This is a genomic window from Paenibacillus sp. NPDC058367, assembly GCF_042723305.1.
In the GTDB taxonomy this organism is placed as follows: Bacteria; Bacillota; Bacilli; order Paenibacillales; family Paenibacillaceae; genus Paenibacillus_AQ.
The window spans coordinates 438095-459038 of the sequence record NZ_JBHXIZ010000003.1 but is presented as its reverse complement, the minus strand read 5'-3'; the positions used below and the strand labels follow the sequence as shown (position 1 = coordinate 459038).

The 20944-nt window shown below is 44.1% G+C and carries 22 protein-coding genes and 1 pseudogene; 17 read left to right on the top strand and 6 right to left on the bottom strand.

Features of this window, described 5'->3' with window-relative positions; genetic code table 11:
* Positions 1-430 precede the first annotated feature (430 nt).
* Entirely contained in the window at positions 431-1336 is a 906-nt protein-coding gene (locus ACFWMP_RS18950) for an AraC family transcriptional regulator (protein ID WP_339242967.1), read from the bottom strand.
* A 173-nt stretch (positions 1337-1509) separates the two neighbouring features.
* On the opposite strand from ACFWMP_RS18950, the gene ACFWMP_RS18945 reads away from it, so the two are divergent.
* The gene (locus tag ACFWMP_RS18945; RefSeq protein ID WP_339242965.1) at positions 1510-2364 is read left to right on the top strand and encodes a sugar phosphate isomerase/epimerase family protein; all 855 of its coding nucleotides are present in this window, start codon (positions 1510-1512) and stop codon (positions 2362-2364) included.
* A 124-nt stretch (positions 2365-2488) separates the two neighbouring features.
* On the top strand, positions 2489-3502 hold the full coding sequence (locus ACFWMP_RS18940; RefSeq protein ID WP_379424469.1) for a Gfo/Idh/MocA family protein: 1014 nt from the start codon (positions 2489-2491) through the stop codon (positions 3500-3502).
* An 88-nt stretch (positions 3503-3590) separates the two neighbouring features.
* On the opposite strand, the gene ACFWMP_RS18935 is transcribed toward ACFWMP_RS18940, so the two are convergent.
* Complete coding sequence (locus ACFWMP_RS18935) at positions 3591-3809, bottom strand: hypothetical protein (protein ID WP_042190628.1); 219 nt, start codon at positions 3807-3809, stop codon at positions 3591-3593.
* Between the two features lie 266 nt (positions 3810-4075).
* Here ACFWMP_RS18935 and ACFWMP_RS18930 point away from each other — a divergent pair, with 266 nt between their 5' ends.
* The 4 genes from ACFWMP_RS18930 (at position 4076) to ACFWMP_RS18915 (ending at position 7056) form a co-directional block, all read left to right on the top strand.
* Positions 4076-4606, top strand: a complete 531-nt coding sequence (locus ACFWMP_RS18930; protein ID WP_341128864.1) for a hypothetical protein — start codon at positions 4076-4078, stop codon at positions 4604-4606.
* 16 nt (positions 4607-4622) lie between these two features.
* Entirely contained in the window at positions 4623-5270 is a 648-nt protein-coding gene (locus ACFWMP_RS18925; RefSeq protein ID WP_379424468.1) for a hypothetical protein, read from the top strand.
* Positions 5271-5370: 100 nt separating this feature from the next.
* A complete protein-coding gene (locus ACFWMP_RS18920; RefSeq protein WP_379424467.1) occupies positions 5371-6483 on the top strand; it encodes a DNA alkylation repair protein in 1113 nt (370 codons plus the stop codon).
* A complete protein-coding gene (locus ACFWMP_RS18915; RefSeq protein ID WP_379424466.1) occupies positions 6484-7056 on the top strand; it encodes a type 1 glutamine amidotransferase family protein in 573 nt (190 codons plus the stop codon).
* Positions 7057-7113: 57 nt separating this feature from the next.
* On the opposite strand, the gene ACFWMP_RS18910 is transcribed toward ACFWMP_RS18915, so the two are convergent.
* Positions 7114-7686 (bottom strand): hypothetical protein, encoded by a 573-nt coding sequence (locus ACFWMP_RS18910; RefSeq protein ID WP_042190616.1) that lies wholly within the window; start codon positions 7684-7686, stop codon positions 7114-7116.
* A 310-nt stretch (positions 7687-7996) separates the two neighbouring features.
* Here ACFWMP_RS18910 and rnhA point away from each other — a divergent pair, with 310 nt between their 5' ends.
* The 3 genes from rnhA to ACFWMP_RS18895 are packed head-to-tail and all read left to right on the top strand — an operon-like array spanning position 7997 to position 9808.
* A complete protein-coding gene (rnhA, locus tag ACFWMP_RS18905) occupies positions 7997-8659 on the top strand; it encodes a ribonuclease H (RefSeq protein ID WP_379424465.1) in 663 nt (220 codons plus the stop codon).
* Between the two features lie 44 nt (positions 8660-8703).
* Positions 8704-9372 (top strand): uracil-DNA glycosylase, encoded by a 669-nt coding sequence (ung, locus tag ACFWMP_RS18900; protein WP_379424464.1) that lies wholly within the window; start codon positions 8704-8706, stop codon positions 9370-9372.
* Between the two features lie 31 nt (positions 9373-9403).
* On the top strand, positions 9404-9808 hold the full coding sequence (locus ACFWMP_RS18895; RefSeq protein WP_042190609.1) for a hypothetical protein: 405 nt from the start codon (positions 9404-9406) through the stop codon (positions 9806-9808).
* A 93-nt stretch (positions 9809-9901) separates the two neighbouring features.
* Here the strand turns inward: ACFWMP_RS18895 and ACFWMP_RS18890 are convergent, their stop codons facing one another.
* The gene (locus tag ACFWMP_RS18890; protein WP_379424463.1) at positions 9902-11011 is read right to left on the bottom strand and encodes an AI-2E family transporter; all 1110 of its coding nucleotides are present in this window, start codon (positions 11009-11011) and stop codon (positions 9902-9904) included.
* A 198-nt stretch (positions 11012-11209) separates the two neighbouring features.
* Positions 11210-11500 carry a hypothetical protein gene (locus ACFWMP_RS18885; RefSeq protein ID WP_042190603.1) on the bottom strand — a complete coding sequence of 97 codons (291 nt, stop codon included), beginning with the start codon at positions 11498-11500 and terminating at the stop codon, positions 11210-11212.
* 309 nt (positions 11501-11809) lie between these two features.
* On the opposite strand from ACFWMP_RS18885, the pseudogene ACFWMP_RS18880 reads away from it, so the two are divergent.
* The 6 genes and pseudogenes from ACFWMP_RS18880 to ACFWMP_RS18855 form a co-directional block, all read left to right on the top strand.
* Positions 11810-11992, top strand: a pseudogene (locus tag ACFWMP_RS18880) (DeoR family transcriptional regulator); the annotation flags it as partial.
* 51 nt (positions 11993-12043) lie between these two features.
* Positions 12044-12583, top strand: a complete 540-nt coding sequence (locus ACFWMP_RS18875) for a DeoR/GlpR family DNA-binding transcription regulator (RefSeq protein WP_331281445.1) — start codon at positions 12044-12046, stop codon at positions 12581-12583.
* Between the two features lie 147 nt (positions 12584-12730).
* The gene (gene pfkB / locus ACFWMP_RS18870) at positions 12731-13642 is read left to right on the top strand and encodes a 1-phosphofructokinase (protein WP_379424462.1); all 912 of its coding nucleotides are present in this window, start codon (positions 12731-12733) and stop codon (positions 13640-13642) included.
* 38 nt (positions 13643-13680) lie between these two features.
* On the top strand, positions 13681-15612 hold the full coding sequence (locus tag ACFWMP_RS18865) for a PTS fructose transporter subunit IIABC (RefSeq protein ID WP_379424461.1): 1932 nt from the start codon (positions 13681-13683) through the stop codon (positions 15610-15612).
* A 274-nt stretch (positions 15613-15886) separates the two neighbouring features.
* Positions 15887-16387: a Crp/Fnr family transcriptional regulator gene (locus ACFWMP_RS18860; RefSeq protein WP_042190595.1), complete on the top strand. Its 501-nt coding sequence runs from the start codon at positions 15887-15889 to the stop codon at positions 16385-16387.
* Positions 16388-16704: 317 nt separating this feature from the next.
* Positions 16705-17376: a YitT family protein gene (locus ACFWMP_RS18855; protein ID WP_379424460.1), complete on the top strand. Its 672-nt coding sequence runs from the start codon at positions 16705-16707 to the stop codon at positions 17374-17376.
* 258 nt (positions 17377-17634) lie between these two features.
* Here the strand turns inward: ACFWMP_RS18855 and trhO are convergent, their stop codons facing one another.
* Complete coding sequence (gene trhO / locus ACFWMP_RS18850) at positions 17635-18531, bottom strand: oxygen-dependent tRNA uridine(34) hydroxylase TrhO (protein WP_042190591.1); 897 nt, start codon at positions 18529-18531, stop codon at positions 17635-17637.
* Positions 18532-19012: 481 nt separating this feature from the next.
* Here trhO and ACFWMP_RS18845 point away from each other — a divergent pair, with 481 nt between their 5' ends.
* Both ACFWMP_RS18845 and ACFWMP_RS18840 read left to right on the top strand, forming a co-directional pair.
* Positions 19013-19807, top strand: a complete 795-nt coding sequence (locus ACFWMP_RS18845; RefSeq protein WP_042190589.1) for a TIGR00266 family protein — start codon at positions 19013-19015, stop codon at positions 19805-19807.
* Positions 19808-20025: 218 nt separating this feature from the next.
* Positions 20026-20379, top strand: a complete 354-nt coding sequence (locus ACFWMP_RS18840; protein ID WP_379424459.1) for a hypothetical protein — start codon at positions 20026-20028, stop codon at positions 20377-20379.
* Positions 20380-20944: the final 565 nt, after the last annotated feature.

The window sequence follows — 20944 nt, the reverse complement described above, 5'->3', positions numbered from 1 at the left end:
CACTTTAAGACATACATTTAAGGAGTCAGTCGTAACTACGGAGAATATTTGGACTTGCGGCCGCTGTTGTCTCAAACTTTCCTGAATTGTACCGCTTCGATAGAGTAATTGGGGAATTTCTCCCTGAAATTCCGGGATTTTTGGTCATTAGATTAATAATCAGGGAAAACCTCCCTAAAGTTTTGCTGATTCGATAGCAATTAAAGGAATCCCCCTTATTATTAGGGAGGATTTCCCTGATTTCGTTCGTTTAGAGCGAATTTTGATTATTTTCAGGGAGTTTTTCCCTAATTAGTTTTAGAGCCGCCCCCTTCTTCGATTTTTCAGGGAAGGGGGCTTTTGCTTTTTAATCATAAGCATGAATCCATCAACCGCAATGTTTTTGGCGAGTTCTTCTTACTTGGATTGAGATGTTCTGGGGTTTCCGTATCTAGAGAATCCGGGACAACTTGCGATACGCCCGCGGAGAAATCCCCTCATTCGCCGTGAACACCCTGCTGAAATAATGGATATCGGGATAGCCGACCTGATCGCCCACCCTCTCAATCGGCCAATCCGTTTCTCGCAGCAGCTTACGCGCTTCCCTATGCCGGATCGAGCGGAGATATTCTCCGGGAGGCATACCTGCGACCTCTCGAAAGAGCTTGGCAAAATGGTCCTCATGCATATTCATGGATGTGGCCATGGATTTATTGGTCCAGCGTTCTGCTAACCGCTCTTCTATCTCGTCTATTAATGCCCTGATCCGCTCGGTGTGAACTGATGACTTAGCTGCATCTCGGGAGCTTTGCGTTCGAAGCAGCGAAGTCAGAATACCAAGTAGTAGCCCTCGACAGACCCACTCATAGCCGGCAGGCCGCATAGTGAATTCATGAACGAGCTGTTCCATGGCATGAACACATTCGGGTGGCGGGGAGTAGATCGGTTCTTGTGACAATGGCATGAAGGGGACAGTTACGGCTTCAAAGGCGAATTTATCGTGTATGACTTCATCCTCATTAACTACCATATCTTCATCATGTGTAATAATTGATTCCCCAAAGAAATCAAAATGGATTCCAATAAGCTTAGTATCTGAATCTGACAGGATAATATTCTGATGATATACCCCAGATGAGAGGAAAATTAGCTGCCCAGCGTTCAGTATATATTCTTCCGTATCCATCTTTGTTAATAATTTGCCCTGGCGAACATATAGTAGCTCGAAGTCATATAGCCTTCTTCTTTGGAAGGTGCAAGGTGGAAGTGTCTGCAATTGTGCATAGTGAATTCCGGGTGCCCAATCACGAGAGGGTACCTGCTTTCTCAGTGGGTAAGAGGGATCTTTGTCAGACATGTCACTGCCTCCTGAATGATTAATAGAATAGACCGGAATAATGCAAAAAGTCTCTTCTTCGCCTAAATAAATCGAATTTTAAATCTAGTATAATATAAATAATTAAAGGATACAAAGTGCATCTAAGCCTAGGAAGTGGAAAACGGAAAAGAACAAATAGGAGGAGGATTCAAATGAAAAAGGGAATAAACATCTGGTCGTTTCGCGAAGGAACTGAAATTAAAGAATGCGTACGTCTAGCCAAAGCGGCTGGATTTGAGGGGATCGAGCTGTCATTAAATGAGTCAGGTGAACTTGGCCTGCAAACCACTGAGAAAGAAGCGCGTATCCTTCGTGATTCTATTAATGAAACGGGTCTGGAGATCGCGGGGCTGGCAACAGGTCTATATTGGTCTTATGCGATGACTAGTGAATCTGAAGCGAATCGAACCAAGGCAATCGACGTATGCAAAAAGCAACTGGAGCTGGCGGCTGCGCTAGGTGTAGATACAATTCTTGTCATCCCTGGCGCTGTTGGTGTGGATTTCATCGAGGGCTGTGAGGTTGTTGATTATGAAAAAGCTTATGATAGAGCGCTGGAAGCGATTAGTCATTTAGCCAAGGATGCTGAGCAAGCAGGCGTTTCTATTGGTCTTGAAAATGTGTGGAATAAATTCCTGTTGTCTCCGCTTGAATTACGTACTTTTATTGATACGGTCGGTTCCAGTTATGTAGGTTCCTATCTTGATGTTGGAAATATCGTGCATTCCGGTTATCCAGAGCAGTGGATACGGATTCTAGCCCATAGAATTAAAAAGGTGCATTTCAAGGATTACCGTCGGACGGCTGGTGGGCTTCATGGATTTGTTGATCTGCTTGCCGGAGATGTCGATTATCCAGCAGTTATGAAAGCGCTTGAAGACATTGGATACAACAATTATGTTACCGGTGAAATGATACCGTCATACACACATTATACGGAGCAAATTATTTTTAATACTTCTGCAGCTATGGATGCCATTCTCGGACGTACCACTTTCAAAGCTTAAAGTAAGGGGGAAGGTGATGCTCAGTCTATAGCAATCATTGAGGCTGAGATACAATCCGCTGGGCTGGAAGGTGCTTGGATAGAGCTTGTTTAATTATTAATCATTTAGCTGGGGAGGCTTCACTATGTTGAAAATAGGTTTGATTGGCTTTGGATTTATGGGCCGGATGCATTTTGATAATTATGTTCGCTTAACGGAAGAGGGGCATCCCATCGCCCTTAAAGCCATCTGTGACTTGCGAATTGAGGAATTGAAAGACGGTAAAGCGGACGGCAATATGAGTACCGCTCGAGAAGTGTATGATTTAACAGCTTACAGTCTCTATGATGATCTGGAGAAAATGATAGCGAATGAGGAACTGGATATGATCGATATTGCAGTTCCTACTTACCTGCATGCTGAAATGGCTTGTTCGCTGCTGGATCGAGGATATCATGTCTTTTGTGAGAAGCCGATGGCTAGAACTTCAGTAGAAGCACAGAAAATGGTAGAAGCAGCGGAGCGCAGTGGAAAGAAATTGATGATCGGGCAGTGCCTGCGTTTTTGGCCAGGGTATGAATATTTGAAAGAAGTTGTGGAAACTGAGCAATTTGGTAAAGTGACAGAAGGATATTTCTACCGTGGTTCAGGGGCTCCTAAAGATTGGTTTCTGGATGAGAAGCTAAGCGGTGGATGCATTGTGGATATGCATATTCACGATACGGATATGATTAACTATCTGTTCGGCAGACCGGATAAAGTATCGACCTTGGGACGAAATGTTCTACCGGGAAGCGGATATGATATTGCTTCTACACACTATTTTTATAAGGATGCAAAGGTGATCAATGCTCAGGTGGACTGGACGCTGGAGGGCGACTTTGGATTCTACATGGGGTACAGGGTTAACTTCGAGCGAGGAAATGTTGTATTTGATGGTAGTGGAGTCAAGGTGAATCCTAATGATGGAGCAGGCTTCACGGTAGAGCTTTCCCCGGATGCGGGCTACTACAGGGAGCTGGTCTATTTCTTGGATGCGATTATTCAAGATAAGCCTATTATCATTTGTACGCCTGAGAGTGCAGCAGATTCTTTGGAAATCATAGAGGCGGAAGTACAGTCAGCGAATGCCGAAGGGGAATGGATTGTACTTAACTAGCAGGATATAGAGGATGCAAAGGCGTGACGGGAGGAAAGATCATTGTAGATGATTTCTCCAGTCACGTCTTTTTGGCATGCATTCTCAGCTAACCTTTATTGCGCTGGAATTTTGTATTGTCCCTAGCATAGTGTGATACGGAGCCGTCATATCTTCTAAGGCGTACCTGTACATCGGAGAACTCTTCAACGATTCCTGAGGCAACCTCAGAATACATTCCATCAGGATCAAGCTGTAGGGCAGTGATATAAGTTTGGGATAAAGCAGCTATGAAAAAATCAATATTTTTATTAAGTGTATGTGGCATGGTATTCCCTCCGGTGATATCTTCAACATGTATGAATATAAATAATCCTAAGGAACTATTTTACCACGATTTGCGGATGAATTTGAGGAGGAATTACTTGATTTCGGTCAAAAATATGCGAAATTTGGTTGTAATTGTATTAAAATCTGAAGATCATCCGAGGGCAGGTAGCGAAGTTGTTTCGCTGTCTGTCTTTTTTTTACTTTCTGGTTTGAAAAGAAACCTGCGGACGGATATGATTTGTGTAGTGAAAGGATGATCGCCAAATGACAGAACAGCTACAAAGAGCCAAGGAGTTATACACACGATTTCTGGGTCATTTTTTAGATATGCATAAGGCAGGTTTGCTGAAAGAGTATAAGAGTTTTGAAATTCCTAGAGAACAAGAGATAGAATGGCTCAATGAAATGGCCTTGGCGTACGCCGAGCAGTTGTCGATCCGAGATTGGGATGCAATTACTGCACTAGATGCCTTATCGAGAAACTATCAAGACAGCTGGATTGTGGAGAAGGTATCTTCTTTTGCCTCGCGGAATATGATGAGTGCGGATAGTCTGGTTAGATTGATCTACGCAGAGAAACTGGTAGGAATTATTGGCTCTCATAAACAAGTGATCCCAAAAGAACTATTATTTGAGGCCTGTAAAGTTGCTGTGCAAATTCTCGAAAATGTAATCTCACAGCCGCTGGTCATTGACCCTGGACATGAGCTTAAGGAGCTTGGCCTTAAAGATAAGAGAGCTTTGAACAGTCGTGCAGAGCAAAGCTTAGAACAGGTGAAGGTGCTAATTAATTAACCGTTGGAGGGGAAATATGAGATTACTCGTAGCGCAACCTAATCATGACCCCCATTTGGAGCATTTGCTCAAAGAAATGAGCAGACAGGATTCTTTTGACGCGGTGTTGTATCCAGAAGGTTATGTAGCAGATGAAGCCAGTGTAAAGACCTTATGTGAAGTTGCCAAAACATATAAAAAGCTGATCATTACAGGATATAGGAACAGCAATAACAAGGATAGAGCGCTAATGATTCATCCTTCTGGGGACATCATTTTGGAACGAGCCAAATCGCCGATGGATGAACAGCTGTATCGCCCGTCAGTTGCGGAAGCGGATGGCCTCAGTATTGGTTATTTGCTGTGCGTTGAGCTGCTGCAGGGATATGTTGGTTTGGAAGGACAGGCTAAGTCGTTAGATTTCATCGCACATCCGATTGGGGTAGGCATGTTCAGCGAAGAACAATTTGAATTATGGATCGAGGAAGCCACTAGGATTGCTGTGAAATATAACACGATGATTATTGGGACAAGCCATGCTGACGGATCTTACCGAAATTGTGGAATTTCGATTCCCATCTCATATTGGATCGACTCTACCGGACAACCTATTTATATTTCGCGTAATGATACGAGAAGTCGAATGATTAATCTCGATACTAGGCAGGTTTATGTTCTAGATTAGGGAATAGCCGAAGTTGACACACTGTTGTCAAATTGGGTGTGCTACGATTTCATAACAGATTAACTTCTGATGATTTATAGAAGAAAATGAGGGTTACACAATGGCTGAACCTTTAAAAGCGATGTACAATGAACAATTTCTGCATGGTTTTGGCGAAAAGATTCGCAGTGTACATAGTGTTTTCGACACTGATGCATTTGTAATTTCGGCTATGGCTGAACCTTGGGATACGCTCGAACTGAAGGCAAGGATGCGGCGGATTACGGAGACACTGGGAAGTCATTTACAGCTTCCTTATGAGGAAGCGCTGGCGATTCTGTTCGCTATTACTGAGGATTGTGTGGGATTTCCATACTTGATCTTTCCAGATTTTGTAGAGGTATTTGGTCAAGGGGCTGAGCATTGGGAGCTGTCTATGCAGGCGCTGGAAAGGTTCACACCGAAATCATCAGCAGAGTTTGCGGTTAGACCGTTTCTCTTGCGTGAACCGGAGCGGATGATGGAGCAAATGTTAGTATGGTCGAAGCACCCCGATGAGCATGTGCGCCGGTTAGCAAGTGAGGGGTGTCGTCCTCGTCTACCATGGGGACAGGCGCTCCCAATGTTTAAGGTAGATCCAGCCCCTGTGTTACCTGTACTTGAGCAACTGAAGAAGGATTCCTCCTTATATGTGCGCAAAAGCGTGGCTAACAATCTGAACGATATTGCTAAGGATCACCCGGAGGTGGTACTTGAGACAGCTCGCCGCTGGATAGGTATAGATCCCCTCACAGACTGGATTGTGCGGCATGGTTGTCGTTCTTTAATCCGTAAAGCTAATCCGGAGATTATGGCTTTATTCGGATATGCGGAGCAAGCAGACGAAGCAACACCACTCATAACGAGTGCTTCTATAACGATTGATCCTACCCAATTGCGAATTGGAGAAAACTCTGAATTACAATACGAACTTCAAGTTTGTGAAGGAACTCCTGCCCGTGTACGAATAGAATATGGCATCTATTTCGTGAAGGCTACAGGTCGAACCTCTCGTAAATCTTTCTTACTATCGGATAAAACAGTACCTGGGGGTACAATTCTGTCAGGCAAACGGACACATCGCTGGGCGGATTTAACCACTCGTCGTCATTATCCCGGGGAACATCGGATTGTCCTGTTGGTTAACGGGCGGGAAGTTGCAGATACGTTGTTGAAACTTGAGGGGGATCAGTAAATGAAAAAAGAAGTATTGATTTTTATTTCTAATGAATATGCAGATTGGGAAGCTGGCTATATAAGTGCCGAACTAAACAAGCCAGAAAGTGAATACAAAGTTAAGACAGTTTCTTTAAATAGCGACAATGTACAATCTATGGGAGGATTTACTGTTATTCCAGACTATACTATAGATAGTTTACCCGCCCAGTTTGAAATGTTAATTTTAATTGGAGGTACGAGTTGGAAAGATAATTCAGCGATTACTCCAGTGATTGAAAGTTGTATACAGAATAGAACTCCTATAGCGGCTATATGTGACGCATCAACCTTTTTGGCAGAACGTGGCTATTTAGATGAGATTCCTCACACTGGAAATTCATTAGATTACTTAAAAGAGTTCGCTCCTAATTATAAAGGACACTCAAATTTTTTAGAAAAACAGACCGTTTCGAGTGACAATATCATTACTGCTAATGGTACGGCTTCTTTGGAATTTACAAGGGAAGTCTTGAAGAAGTTAAAGGTTATGCCATTAGAACAAATCGATGGATGGTATACCTTTTTCAAAAATGGGTTTTATCAAGAATAATGAAGTCATGAAAAAAAGGTGTTCTCAGGTCTTATCGACTTGAGAGCACCTTTTTACTTATTTTTTCACTTCTGTAACACCCGTTACTTTTCCTTGATCCGAGGTATCGAAGGTGGATTGATACTTAGCATCTGCGAAGTAAACATTCCCTTCAACCGTTGCATTTACTAAACTGAAGCCATCTGCTTCGACGTATACATCACCAATAAATGTGCCGCCTTGAATACGGGCGTTTTTACTTTTGATCGTAAGTTTTGGTGCAGTTAGTTTATAGGAGTTAGTGATATTGTGCTCTGCATCTTGTGTGTAGAGAGCGATTTTTCGAGCAGGTTCATCTTTATTCGTGAATTGCCCGTCCAGTACGAGATCTTCGGTGAAGGTTAAGTCTTTCAGCGTAGCAGCAATCCAAGTACCGTCCGCACTGATTGCCTTTTTAAAGGCCTCTTCATTATCCACTACCGACGCTGAGGTTACAGCATCAGTGGTGTTATTAGTGTTGCCAGCGTTATTTGTGTTACCAGGTGTAGTAGTGGCGGTAGGGGTAACGTTGGCATTGTTATTGGTTGAGTTTCCGCATCCGACTAACAGCACAATTGCAAATACTGCGGCTACGCTTGCTATCTTTCTCATCTGTATAACCTCCCTGAGTAATTGTACTGATATCCTACGAGCTTAATATAGACTGATTAGTTAGTATTAATGTGGTGTAAGCACAAACGCTTACCGTCCTTGAGAGACGCTGAAGACTTTTCTGTTTAAGTACACAATAATATTTACCGATCATTCTACAAATGGTAATATAGGCCTGGACATCTCTGGCGTATAGTATGACCTGGAAAATATGAATTATTCGAAGGAATTCACGAAAAATAACATTCTTCTTTTGATGAAGAAGCATTTTGGATTACAATAAGTTAAGGTGAAAAAAGGAGCTGTACCAATGGCTAAACAGAAATATTATGTAGTATGGGAAGGCAAGCAGCCGGGAGTCTATAGCACTTGGGCGGAATGCCAGGCGCAGACCGATCACTATACCGGAGCCAAATATAAATCGTATGAATCTAAAGCGGCGGCAGATGCGGCTTACACAGCGGGTTGGAAAGGTAATTGGGGTACAGGGTCATCAGCATCCGGTGCGGCTAAGTCTAAGGGGACAAGTTCTTTTAAACGAAGCGCTACAGTGGAGACCTCAGAGGAGATCGATTACAACAGCATTTCTGTGGATGTAGGAACGCGTGGCAATCCGGGTCCCGTCGAATATAAGGGTGTGGATACGCAAACCGGAGATATTATCTTCTCTTGTGGGCCGATCAAGAAGGGCACTAATAATTTAGGTGAGTTTTTAGCGATTGTGCATGCTTTGGCGCTCCTGAAGAAAGAAGGAAGCACTAAAACGGTCTACAGTGACTCTGTGAATGCAATGAAGTGGGTAAAGCAGAAAAAGGTTGCTACAACCTTGCCACGTGATGCTTCAACAGAGGAAATATGGGTACTTATTGATCGGGCAGAGCATTGGTTGCAAACCAATACATATGACAATAAAGTGCTTAAGTGGCAGACTAAAGAGTGGGGCGAAATTAAAGCAGATTATGGTCGGAAATAGTTAGAGTAAGGTTCTGGGTTTCGGCTAGAGGAGGAGAATTGGGGATGTTCGGCAACGATTGGGATGAGATATTACAGGATGAAATGCAAAAGCCCTATTTTCTGGAGCTAATGGCTAATCTGGAAAGTGAATATAAGGAACATACAGTCTATCCGCCAAAAGAATTACTGTTCACGGCGTTAAAGCATACACCTTATAGTGAGACAAGGGTTGTTATTTTGGGACAGGACCCATACCATGGAGCGGGACAAGCACAAGGTTTAAGCTTCTCGGTAAATCCGGGGGTGCGTATACCGCCTTCACTGCGTAATATATATACGGAGCTATCGGAGGGTATCGGTGTACCAATTCCAAATCACGGATCCTTACTGCGATGGGCAGAACAGGGAGTGCTTATGCTCAACTCGGTACTAACGGTACGTGAGGGAGAGCCGAATTCTCATAAAGGTCTAGGCTGGGAGACATTCACAGACACTATAATGAAGAAGTTAAATGAAAGAACTACGCCGATGGTGTTTATTTTATGGGGAAGTCATTCACAGAAAAAGGGTGCCTTCATAGACCAAAGTCGTCATGAGGTTATTCAGTCTCCACATCCGAGTCCGCTCTCGTCGTATCGTGGATTCTTTGGTAGCCGTCCTTTTTCGAAGGTCAATCAGTTTTTGGAGTCGAAGGGAATGAAAGGAATCGATTGGTTCATTTCGGACATATAACTAATGGGATGTTGGGAAGGGGGAGGGAGCAATGAAGCATTGGGTTGGTAAACCGGTTATCATGTACTGCGGGGACGAACCTTACACGATCATGAAAGGCATTCTTCGCAAATGGGATCTTTCCGCTTCTGTAGCGGTCATCGGTCATCAGGAAATTGCTGTGCCATTTCGGGATATTGTGGTCATTAAAGCTTTGGCTCCTAGAGAAAGAGCACTGCCTCCAGTCTTGCATTCTGTGGGTTATGTGATGAGGGAACGGCAGCAATTTGATAATGCAGTATATTTTAAATCGGCTGTAAGTGTTTGGAAAGAAGATCGGCTGATTGCTCTGAATACGACCATCATTTCGCATACCAAAGGTTCAGTTACACTTCAGGATGGACAGAACCTTATGAAAGGCAATCATATATTTGTAGTTCGTTCTTTGCGAGGTTAATTTCAGTAATCCTATAAAGAAGCACGAAAAGGTACATCTCCAATTGGAGACGTACCTTTTTTTATTTATGGAACCTCATTCAGTTCGTAAGTGCTATAGATTCTCATGCTTGAGAGGCTCAGCCTCTTCCTCTCGATCTGCAACAATAATCTCATACACTCGCAGAAAAATAATTTTGGCAATCATATAGACGGGCAGCGCAATAAGCACACCAATAATACCGTAGAAATCTCCACCTATAAGAACAAGAAGGACCGTGGTCAGTGGATGCACATCTAATGATTTGCCGTAAATGATTGGTGAGAGTACATTATCTTGGATTTGCTGTGCAATGAATATGACGACCAGCGACCATATTGCCATCGTAGGTGATTCAATGAATCCAACAATAACTACTGGTACTCCCGCAAGGAAAGAACCCACATAAGGAATGAAATTGAGCGGTACTGAAATTACTGCGAGCAGCAGTGAATAAGGCAATCCGATGATAAGGAAACCGATATACAACATAATACCGAGTACGACGTTTAGCACCACACGTGTGACGATGAAACTGCTCAGTGCGCTGTCGATATCTCCGAACATTTCTTTGCCTTCTTTACGGTACTTTCTAGGGATTAAGCCCTGTAGTTTTGGTGACAGCTTATAGTCATCTTTAAGCATGTAATACAAAATGATGGGCAAGGTAGCGATTAGAATAACAATGCTGGAAACTACGCCGATCAAATTGGACATCGAATTGGTTACCCAAGTAATAGCCTCGCTAAGATATTCTGATATACGGGCAGCTATGTCGGAGTCCCCTTGGAAAAAGCGTGAGAGTGTCGGATTATCCCTTAATGCATTGAACTGATCCTGTAATCCCTGAACAAGGTAAGGCGTGTTATCAATAAAGTTCTGAATTTGTTCTTGCAGTGTCGGCCAGACTAGAATCCAGAAGAGAATAAACAAACCGGCAAATAAGAAATAAATGAGCAGTATGGAGAACGCCCGGTTTAATTTTTTTTTCTCAAGAACTCTTACTAACGGTCGTAATAAGTAGTACATGAAACCTGATAGTACCATGGGAACGAGTAATAATCTGATAATGGCAGCCAGTGGTGCGAATAGAAACATTACTTTGGAGCCCAAGTACAAAATAAGTAAAAAAGCGATAATAGCAAGACTTGTCCGAAAATACTTCTGTTGTTGCAATAGGAACATCCCCCAAGTTCAAAATATAATCTATGTAGTTTAATAACCCTAATTCACATGACTTGATTCAAAAGAATGGATTACTCTCCTATAGGTAGTTCTTGGCATATCCGTGGAGGATGACCCAATGACTGAGGCTACGCCAAGTAAGTTGTTCACAACACATAACTGTACATCATCATATAAATCACTCGGGGGCTTTGTGGATCATCTTAACTTCCGTCTATAAGGTTTCTTCTTCGTGGAAAGGGTGAATATTTCTGGTACTTCAATCTCGCCTCCGGTTTCCTTCGTAACTTGTCTTGCCTTGACGAGAGATAAAAAAGCAAAAAATTCCCCTAAAGTGGCCAGTGCGGCAGCAATGATTTCATAATCTTCAGCACTTAATTCTGCTGTTTCCTCACTATTACCGTTCCCGTTGTTTTTTCCATTACTATTTCCGTTACTCTTAGCGTTGCTGTTACCGCCCATTTTTTTGTTGTTTCTTCCGTTGGCCATTTCTGATCACCCGCTTTTTCCTATATGTAGTATTAATATGTTTTAAACACCAGTGAGGAGATAGGCAATTGGTATGTAATTTTCTTATGGGCCTGTTTCACCTTGAGCGAAGCATGAAATCATTCCATTTATTACATTTTGCCGGAGTATGATTTTTAATGTTAAAGCGCTTTACAGATGATGAAAACGCTGTTAAAATCATAAACGAGCACAAATGATCAATAACAGTCAGATATAATCAAATAATGGTCATGGATTTCCAAAGATAAGCGCATTTAATAAATGGGATAGCACTGTAACTTAAAGGAGCGAACCACGATGTTGTTTGAGGAAGAGAGAAAACAAAGAATCGTGCTTTTTGTGGAAAAGAATTCAAGAGCTTCGGTACAGGAGCTAAGTCAGGAACTGGGCGTGTCTGAGTCTACTGTGCGCCGTGACCTGAAAGAGCTTGAAGAAGCCAAGTTGCTGAAACGAACGCACGGCGGGGCAGTTTCCCTGCAGAGCGTTAACTTTGAGGCGACTTATCCAGATAAGGAAGATCGATTGTTGGATGAGAAGCAGAGGATAGCACGCAAGGCTGTAGAGATGATTCAGGAAGGCGATGCTATTCTGCTGGATGCTGGAACCACAACGCTACAGATTGCCAAAGAGCTGAGGGCTTTTTCTAATATCAAAGTCATTACGAATTCGATTATGGCGCTTAATGAACTGCGGGATTGTCGCAATATAGAAGTCTCGATTACAGGCGGAATGTTGCGGCCGGATACATTGGCTTTTGTAGGACCGATGACAGAACGCTCTTTAGAGATGGTAAGAGTTGATAAAACCTTTCTTGCAACCAACGGATTAGACTTACGAGAAGGAATCACTACACCTAATATGCTTGAAGCAGCGACCAAACGTAAGATGATTTCGGTTGCGAAGCAAGTAATTCTTCTGGCTGATCATAGCAAGCTCGGTCAAGTATCCTTCTGTAAGGTTGCCGACGTGACGGAAATGGATCACTGCATTATTGATTCTGGTGCGTCAGATAAGTTCATCCGTGAGATTACGCAAATGGGCGTAGATTTCTCGCTGGTATGACCTTTAGGTGGAGGATGTTCTACGGTTAGAAAATGTCTTAATTTGAGTGGTATGGAATCATTGTAAGATCGTTTGGAGAAATTACATTTGCCGCATGTTTAGCCGGTAATCTATGGCTTAGAAAACCAAAATAATTGAGGGATAATTATGATCTATACAGTAACGCTTAATCCTTCCATCGATTACATCGTGGAAGTTGAAGATTTGAGACTAGGTGGCTTAAACCGGATGAAACGTGATTTGAAGCTTCCTGGAGGTAAAGGGATCAACGTATCACGCGTGTTAAATCAGCTTGAGGTTCAGAATAAAGCTATAGGCTTCCTTGGTGGATTCACTGGACGATATATTGAGGAATGGTTGCGGAAAGAGTCGATTTCAAGTGATTTCGTATTTGTTTCTGATGATACCCGAATTAATATCAAGCTTAAGCATGGAGAGGAAACGGAGATTAATGGTGCAGGGCCCATCATCCGAGATACGGAGGCAGAGGCATTATTACAGAAGATGGCTGTTCTGAATGCAGGCGATGTTGTGATATTGTCCGGAAGTGTTCCTCCTTCACTGGGTGCTGATTTCTATGACAAGTTGATATCTGTATGCAAGCAAAGAGGGGCCGAGTTTGTTATTGATACTACAGGTTCAGCGCTGAAAAAGGCACTCCCTCATCAGCCGTTGCTCGTTAAGCCTAATCATCATGAGCTTGCAGAGCTATTCGGCGTTACGATACAGACTAAGGAAGAAATTATTACTTATGGCCGCAAGCTGCTCGAAGCTGGCGCGAAGCATGTGTTAGTTTCAATGGCTGGTGAAGGTGCCTTGTTCATTACGGAACAGGGGGTATATCACGCCAATGCTCCAAAAGGAGCAGTAAAAAATTCTGTAGGCGCGGGCGATTCTATGATCGCTGGATTCGTTGGCACATTTTCTTTGACTGGAGATTTAATGGAAGCTTTCCGTGCAGGTGTTGCCTCAGGTAGCGCAACAGCTTTCTCTGATGACCTGGCAGATAGAGCATTCATTGAGCAGCTGAGACCGCTGATCAACATCTCAGAAGTGTAAGCTAACAGCATTCAAAGTACTCAAGGGAGTTGGAAGATATGAGAATTACGGATTTGATGATAAAAGATACAATGATTATGGATTTAAAAGCAACCACTAAGGAAGGTGCAATTGATGAATTGATTGCCAGTCTTGCCGCAAGTGGTCGTATCAATGATCCTGTTCTATTTAAAGAGATGATCCTCAAGCGTGAAGAGCAGTCCAGTACTGGGATTGGTGGCGGTATCGCAATGCCACATGCCAAGACTAAAGCGGTGAATGAAGCGACCGTTGTGTTTGCCAAGAGTGCGACGGGCGTGGAATTTGAATCGCTTGATGATGAGCCGGCTCGGATCTTCTTTATGATTGCCGCCCCAGAAGGAGCGGGCAACATGCATCTTCGAACATTGGCCTCGCTGTCCAGACTGTTGATCGATAGTGAATTCATTGAACAGCTGATGAATACCCGAACGCCAGATGAGGTATCCGCCTTGTTCGATGCGAAGCAGGCGGAAGGAGAAGCCAAGGAGAAAGAGAGCGAAGCTGCTGAAGCTGCTGTCAAGAAGTCAGAACCTGAAAAGCTAATCGTCGGCAACCCGGATTCCCAAGCATTCGTCGTAGCTGTTACTGCTTGTCCTACTGGAATTGCGCATACCTTTATGGCTGAAGATGCGCTCAAGAAGAAGGCTCTGGAAATGGGTGTTAATATCCGTGTAGAGACAAATGGTTCAGAAGGTGCCAAAAATGTCTTAACACCCGATGAGATTCGGCGTGCAAGTGGTGTAATTGTGGCAGCAGATAAACAAGTGGAAATGGCCCGTTTTGATGGTAAGCCAGTACTGCAAAGACCGGTTAGTGACGGTATTCGCAAATCGGAAGAGCTCATTCGCAAAGCAATGAACGGCGATGCACCGATTTACCATAATGAAGGTCGTAGTGGTAATGAAGGAGAGTCGAAAGAGAAGTCCGGCAGTATCGGGAGTAAAATATACAAGGACTTAATGAACGGTATCTCCCACATGCTGCCGTTTGTAGTCGGCGGTGGTATTCTGCTGGCGATCTCCTTCCTGATTGAACAAGTCGGTGGAGAGAATCACCCTCTATTCCAACTGCTGCAGACGATTGGTGGCGGTGATGGTGCCTTCCATTTCCTAATTCCGGTTCTTGCTGGATTTATTGCGATTAGTATTGGTGACCGTCCAGCCCTGATGCCAGGTATGGTTGGCGGTTACATGGCCTTGAATTCCAACGCTGGATTCCTCGGCGGTCTGGCTGCGGGTTTCTTGGCTGGTTATGTTGTTATCGGTCTGCGCAAACTGTTTGCAGGTCTGCCAAAAACGCTCGACGGATTAAAGCCGATTCTGTTATATCCGGTATTTGGTCTATTGATAACCGGTGGATTGATGTATTACCTGTTCGATCCGATCTTTAGCTGGATGAACGTAGGACTCATTAATTGGCTTAACGATCTTGGAACCGTTAATGCAGTAATTCTGGGTCTCGTTCTCGGTGGAATGATGGCTATTGATATGGGAGGTCCTTTCAATAAAGCGGCCTACACTTTTGCCATCGGGGTATTCACTACCAGTGGAAATACTAACGGATTCATGATGGCGGCTGTAATGGCAGGAGGTATGGTTCCTCCACTTGCAATAGCGCTGGCTACTACCTTCTTCAAGAACAAATTTACAGAATCAGAACGTAAATCAGGGTTAACAAACTATGTATTGGGCTTATCGTTCATTACAGAAGGGGCGATTCCATTCGCCGCTGCCGATCCACTGCGTGTCCTGACTTCTTGTATCCTAGGTTCAGCCGTAGCTGGTGGTCTCACTCAGTTTTGGAATATCAACGTTCCAGCACCGCATGGTGGGATCTTTGTAGCCGCGCTTTCGAGTCATGCGTTGTTGTTCCTATTGGCCGTTCTGATCGGATCTGTTATTTCCGGATTAATGCTCGGATTATGGAAGAAACCTCTTGAGGCAAAGTAATAAAATAAATAATTTGAACTGCTGGGTGCCAGACGCTTCTTCTGGTGCTCGGCAGTTTTTTTGAAATATAAGAATTTTTATACTTACGCTAAAAACTATTCTTCTATTTTTCGCAGAAAAGATCATCGTCCCTAAGAGGAAGCCGAAGGCGTTCTTCTTACCTAAACTTTGACCACGTATGCCCCTCAACCCTTGCGAGAATAATCTCCTTCATTGAGGTTTATTTTTGTATAATTGAAAATATATATAACAAGAGGGCAAAGGAGCGAGCGAGATGATACTGCACAAGGGGGAAGTCTTGTTCCGTCAAGGGGACAGCTGCGAATTCTTATATAAGGTGAAAAATGGGCTGTTCAAGGTAACAAGGCTTCATGAAAATGGGAACATGGTGTTGTTCAACATCTTGTATCCTGGTGAGATGGTTCCCCATCATTCACTCATTTCGCCAAAGGAGGCGCATGGAACAGCGGTTGCGATGATGAAGAGCGAGGTGGAGGCAGTTCCTTCAGCGGAATGGTATCAACAGGTACGGGATGAGCCAGGTCGAGCGATGGAGATCGCTATCCTTCTTCAGGAGAAGGTACGGTTTATGCAGACTCGGCTTGATCACCTTACTGTTGGAACACCCGCAGAACGTATGGAGCTCTTAACCCGTTGGTTCAATGACTACTCTCATGGCGCAGCGCTAACAGAGCTTTTGACACAGGAAGAAATTGGACAATTGATCGGTGTGAGACGCGAAACAGTCAATCGTTTGTTGCGTACCGTGGAGTGATTCCTGCCTATTTTTATAACGAAGTGTTTAGAGTAGGGGATCTCCGTGGTATAATGTATTCAGAACTTATTAAATTACAGAAAGGATCAGGATACCATGTGTCCCCGAAGGACGATTCCCCAAAGGACGATTTGGAAACGTTATGATCTGTCTTATACTTAGCTTCCCTGTAGAAGGTGCGTGAACCGTTGTTACTCGACGAACCGCCTCTGCGAGGGGAAGGAGTATATATATGCGAAGGAGCAATACCTCCGGTTTTACCCGTCGTAGAGGTTGGTGGGACGTTTAGCCGCCATATACGATAAGGGGAGACCTGTATGAGGAACCACAATTACGGAGTGAATGTACTGCTCCGGTTGACAGTCATTTTGTTTGGAACATTTTTGCTTGCATTTGCTTATTATCACATCAATTTTCAGAACCATTTGTCTGAGGGTGGATTCGTAGGATTATCGCTACTCGGCAAATATGTATTAGGAATTTCACCTTCAATTTCAACTCTGCTTCTAGACGTTCCAGTACTCTTGATTGCATGGATGTTCAAAGGGAAAGCGTTCGTGTGTAACACCTTTGTTTCTGTAGGAGCTTTTACAATCTTTTACGGACTCATGGAACGTTATTCCGGTTTGGTCATCAACTTGCAGGGCAACTTGGCATTAGCAGCCCTTTTGTCTGGCGTACTGACAGGTTTAGGCGCGGGAATTATTCTGCGAAGCGGCGGCGCAAGTGGTGGAGACGATATTTTGTCGCTGCTGATAAGTGAATGGAAGGGAATTAAAGTAGGTACAGTATTCATCATGTTGGACGTAGTCGTTCTGGCATTATCACTCTTTTATATGCCTGTTAGAGAAACGATGTATACGGTGATGGCGGTAGTTGTCGCAGGTTATGTGATCACCTTTACAACCTCTTTAGGCAAACCAAAGTTAGTGAAGGCGCCAAAGATTCAGTCTACGATGCGTAAACCGCATGATGGTACGGTAATGTGAATAAGGCTGTATAAACAGCTTATTTCGGGGATATACTACATTTAAGGTCAGCCAGAATTTCTGGTTGACTTTTTTTTGTTGGATAAGTGACGTAATTAAAAGGGTTGAAGATCTCAGGGGCGTTGCTTGGACGTTTCGCTCATAACAAAAGGTGGCGTACAGTGAAAATCCTGTGCGCCACCTTTTAGTTAATTTAAGACTCTCTTGTGCTCGTCTTTGAATCGTGTAGAGAAATTTGCGACCAGCTTGCCCTTTTATTTAGCCCACGGCATTCGTGATAGCTTCGCATTCGTCCGAGCAATGACCACTGTGCTGTGCTTCACAGTCCTCACAGCAAATATGCTGAAGATGGCAAGCATCGTTGGCGCAGTTGATGAATTGGTCAGCTGGCTGACCGCAGTGATGGCAACGTCCGACAATGATATCCCCGTCGGTATGATTAATCTGTACGGAGATCCGCTCATCGAAGACATAACATTTTCCATCGAACAGTTCTCCCTGTACCTCAGGGTCTTTACCATAAGTCACAATGCCGCCATCCAGCTGGTATACCTGCTGGAAGCCTTCCTTCATCATAAACCCGCTTAATTTCTCGCAGCGGATTCCGCCTGTACAGTAGGTTAGGATTGGTTTATCTTTTAGCTCGCTCATATTCTCGCGAATCCAGTCCGGGAATTCTTTGAAGCTGTCTACTTCAGGGCGGATGGAACCACGGAAATGACCAAGATCGAATTCGTAGCCGGTACGACCATCCAGAATTACCACATCATCGCGCTGCATCATTTCATAGAAATCTTTAGGCGCCAGATGCTCTCCGGTGATCACGTTAGGGTCCAGTTCATCCTCGACCCGGAACGTCACGAGTTCCTTTTTATAACGAACGAAGATCTTTTTGAAGGCATGACCATCAGCCTCATCGATCTTGAAGACGATATCGCTAAACAGCGGATTTGCGCGCAAATCCTTCATGTATTGCTCGGTTTGGGCAATCGTACCGGACAGTGTCCCGTTAATGCCCTCATCTGAGATGAGAATTCGTCCCTTTACGTCAAGCTCTTTGCAGTAAGCCAAATGCTCCTGAGCGAATTGTTCGGCATCAGGCACTTTTACAAATTTATAGTATAGCAGAATTGCATATTCCGATTGTGGTTTCATTCTTTTCACCTTTATCATTAGAATTAGACTACTAAATAAACGTTTAAGTATAAAAAGTATTGTAACATATTATCAAGACTTGAAAAAGATACTCTTGATTGGGTAATGGTTGAAACTTGGATATTAGTAAGAAAAACAGCGCAATGAATATGTCTGAATCATCATACCTATGGGGGAAGTCTGCGAAGTGGCGGCGCGAGTGGATGAGACGATATTTTGTCGCTGCTGATCAGTGGATGTAGGAGTCAAAGTGGGTACTGTATTCATCCTGTTGGATGTAGTCGTTTTGTCGGCTGAGATAACCTGCATTTTTCGGGGATACTACGATTAAGGTCAGCCAGAATGTTGGTTGACTTTTTTTGCTGGATATAGGCGAATAACATGGATAGTTATGATTGGCGAAACCGTGAATCACAACGCGCGTATTAATTTTCATTCGAAGAGTCACATGGTGACTTTAATAATAAGGAGGAACTGCGGGATGAGTGCTCACGAGATTGATTATGTCATTATGGGCGAGGAAATTCAGTGTGTGGAGGTGCAGCTTGACCCCGGAGAGAGTGTAATTGCCGAAGCTGGAAGCTTCATGATGATGGATCAGGAAATTACGATGGAGACGATCTTTGGTGATGGTAGTGGGGGGACGCGCGGAAGCGGACTGATGGGTAAGCTGATGGGTGCGGGCAAACGTCTGTTGACAGGGGAAAGCTTGTTCATGACCGTATTCACACACAGCGGTTCTTATGGACGAAAAAGTGTCACCTTTGCTGCCCCATATCCAGGGAAAATCATCCCGCTCGATCTTCAGCAATATGCTGGAAAAGTGATCTGTCAAAAGGACTCATTCCTCTGTGCGGCGAAGGGCGTCTCGATCGGTATTGAATTTCAGCGCAAGCTGGGCACAGGCTTTTTTGGAGGAGAAGGCTTTATTATGCAAAAGCTGGAGGGCGACGGTCTTGCATTCGTACACTCTGGCGGCTATGTTATGGAACGCACACTGCAGCCGGGAGAGACGCTCAAGTTGGACACAGGTTGTCTTGTCGCTATGACGTCTTCCGTGGATTACAATATTGAGTTTGTAAAAGGTGTCAAAACCGCGCTATTCGGCGGAGAGGGCCTGTTCTTCGCCACACTGCGCGGACCCGGTAAGGTGTGGGTGCAGTCACTGCCATTCAGCCGTATGGCTGACCGCATTCTGTCCGCAGCTGGTAACAGCGGACGCAAAGAAGAAGGCAGCGTACTTGGGGGACTCGGCAATCTGCTGGATGGCAGATAGGCTTGGGCGAGGTTGAGGGTAGAACTTTCGAGGCAGAGAATGAGCGGTTTTAGGGAGTGGGCTTATTAGGGGGAGACAAGGGCAGAAGTACCCTTGTCTTGTGCGTGTTGGCCCGAATAGAGCGAAAGAGGGGCAAAAATGCCCTGGATTTGTGGGAATTGGCCCAAATGGGGCGAAAGAGGGGCAAAAATACCCTAGATTTCTGGGAAATGGCCCAAATGGAGCGAAAGAGGGGTGAAAATGCCCTAGATTTCTGGGAATTGGCCCAAATGGAGCGAAAGAGGGGTAAAAATGCCCTAGATTTCTGGGAATTAGCCCGAATAGAGCGAAAGAGGGGTAAAAATGCCCTGGATTTGCACGGATTGAGCGAATCCAGCCAAAAGAACGGTATAAATCCCGTAGAAATGGGCCGGATTGAGCGGATCCGGCCAAAAGAACGGTATAAATCCCGTAGAATGGGCCGGATTGAGCGAATCCAGCCAAAAGAACGGTATAAATCCCGTAGAATGGGCCGGATTGAGCGGATCCGGCCAAAAGAACGGTATAAATCCCGTAGAAATGGGCCGGATTGAGCGAATCCAGCCAAAAGAACGGTATAAATCCCGTAGAAATAGCTGGATCCAATTCTAATTGCTTCAGCAAAACATTGGTTACTTATGTTCGATGTGATATCACCATTCGACGTTTGTATTATCGACTCTGTGATGTTCACCGCTACTGTATCTGCAACTAACTATATAGTGAGACCCGTGAATGATTATGCTCATTCACGGGTCTTTTTTTAGAGGTTGGGCTTGGGATAGTTTAATTCATAACCATTATATATCTGCCTCACGTTACGCTTGGCGACCTGCCTAGCTTTACGCTGATGATCTATCGCTCATCCCCTTAACAATTTGACTAACCCTGTCCGCGATGTATATATTATTTGGCAAAGCCCTTATAAGAGGTTGTTCAAAAAGTCCGCTTTTGATCACGAAGTATTCCAAGAAGATTATTCGACATCGAATATTGAATTCAGGCGAAACTTCCGGTGCTCACGTAGCTTCCACTACGCTCCGCTCCTCAGTTTCTACCTTCATCCAATCTTCTCGGTGCTGAAAACCGTACTTTTTGAACACGTACTATAATGTTAAG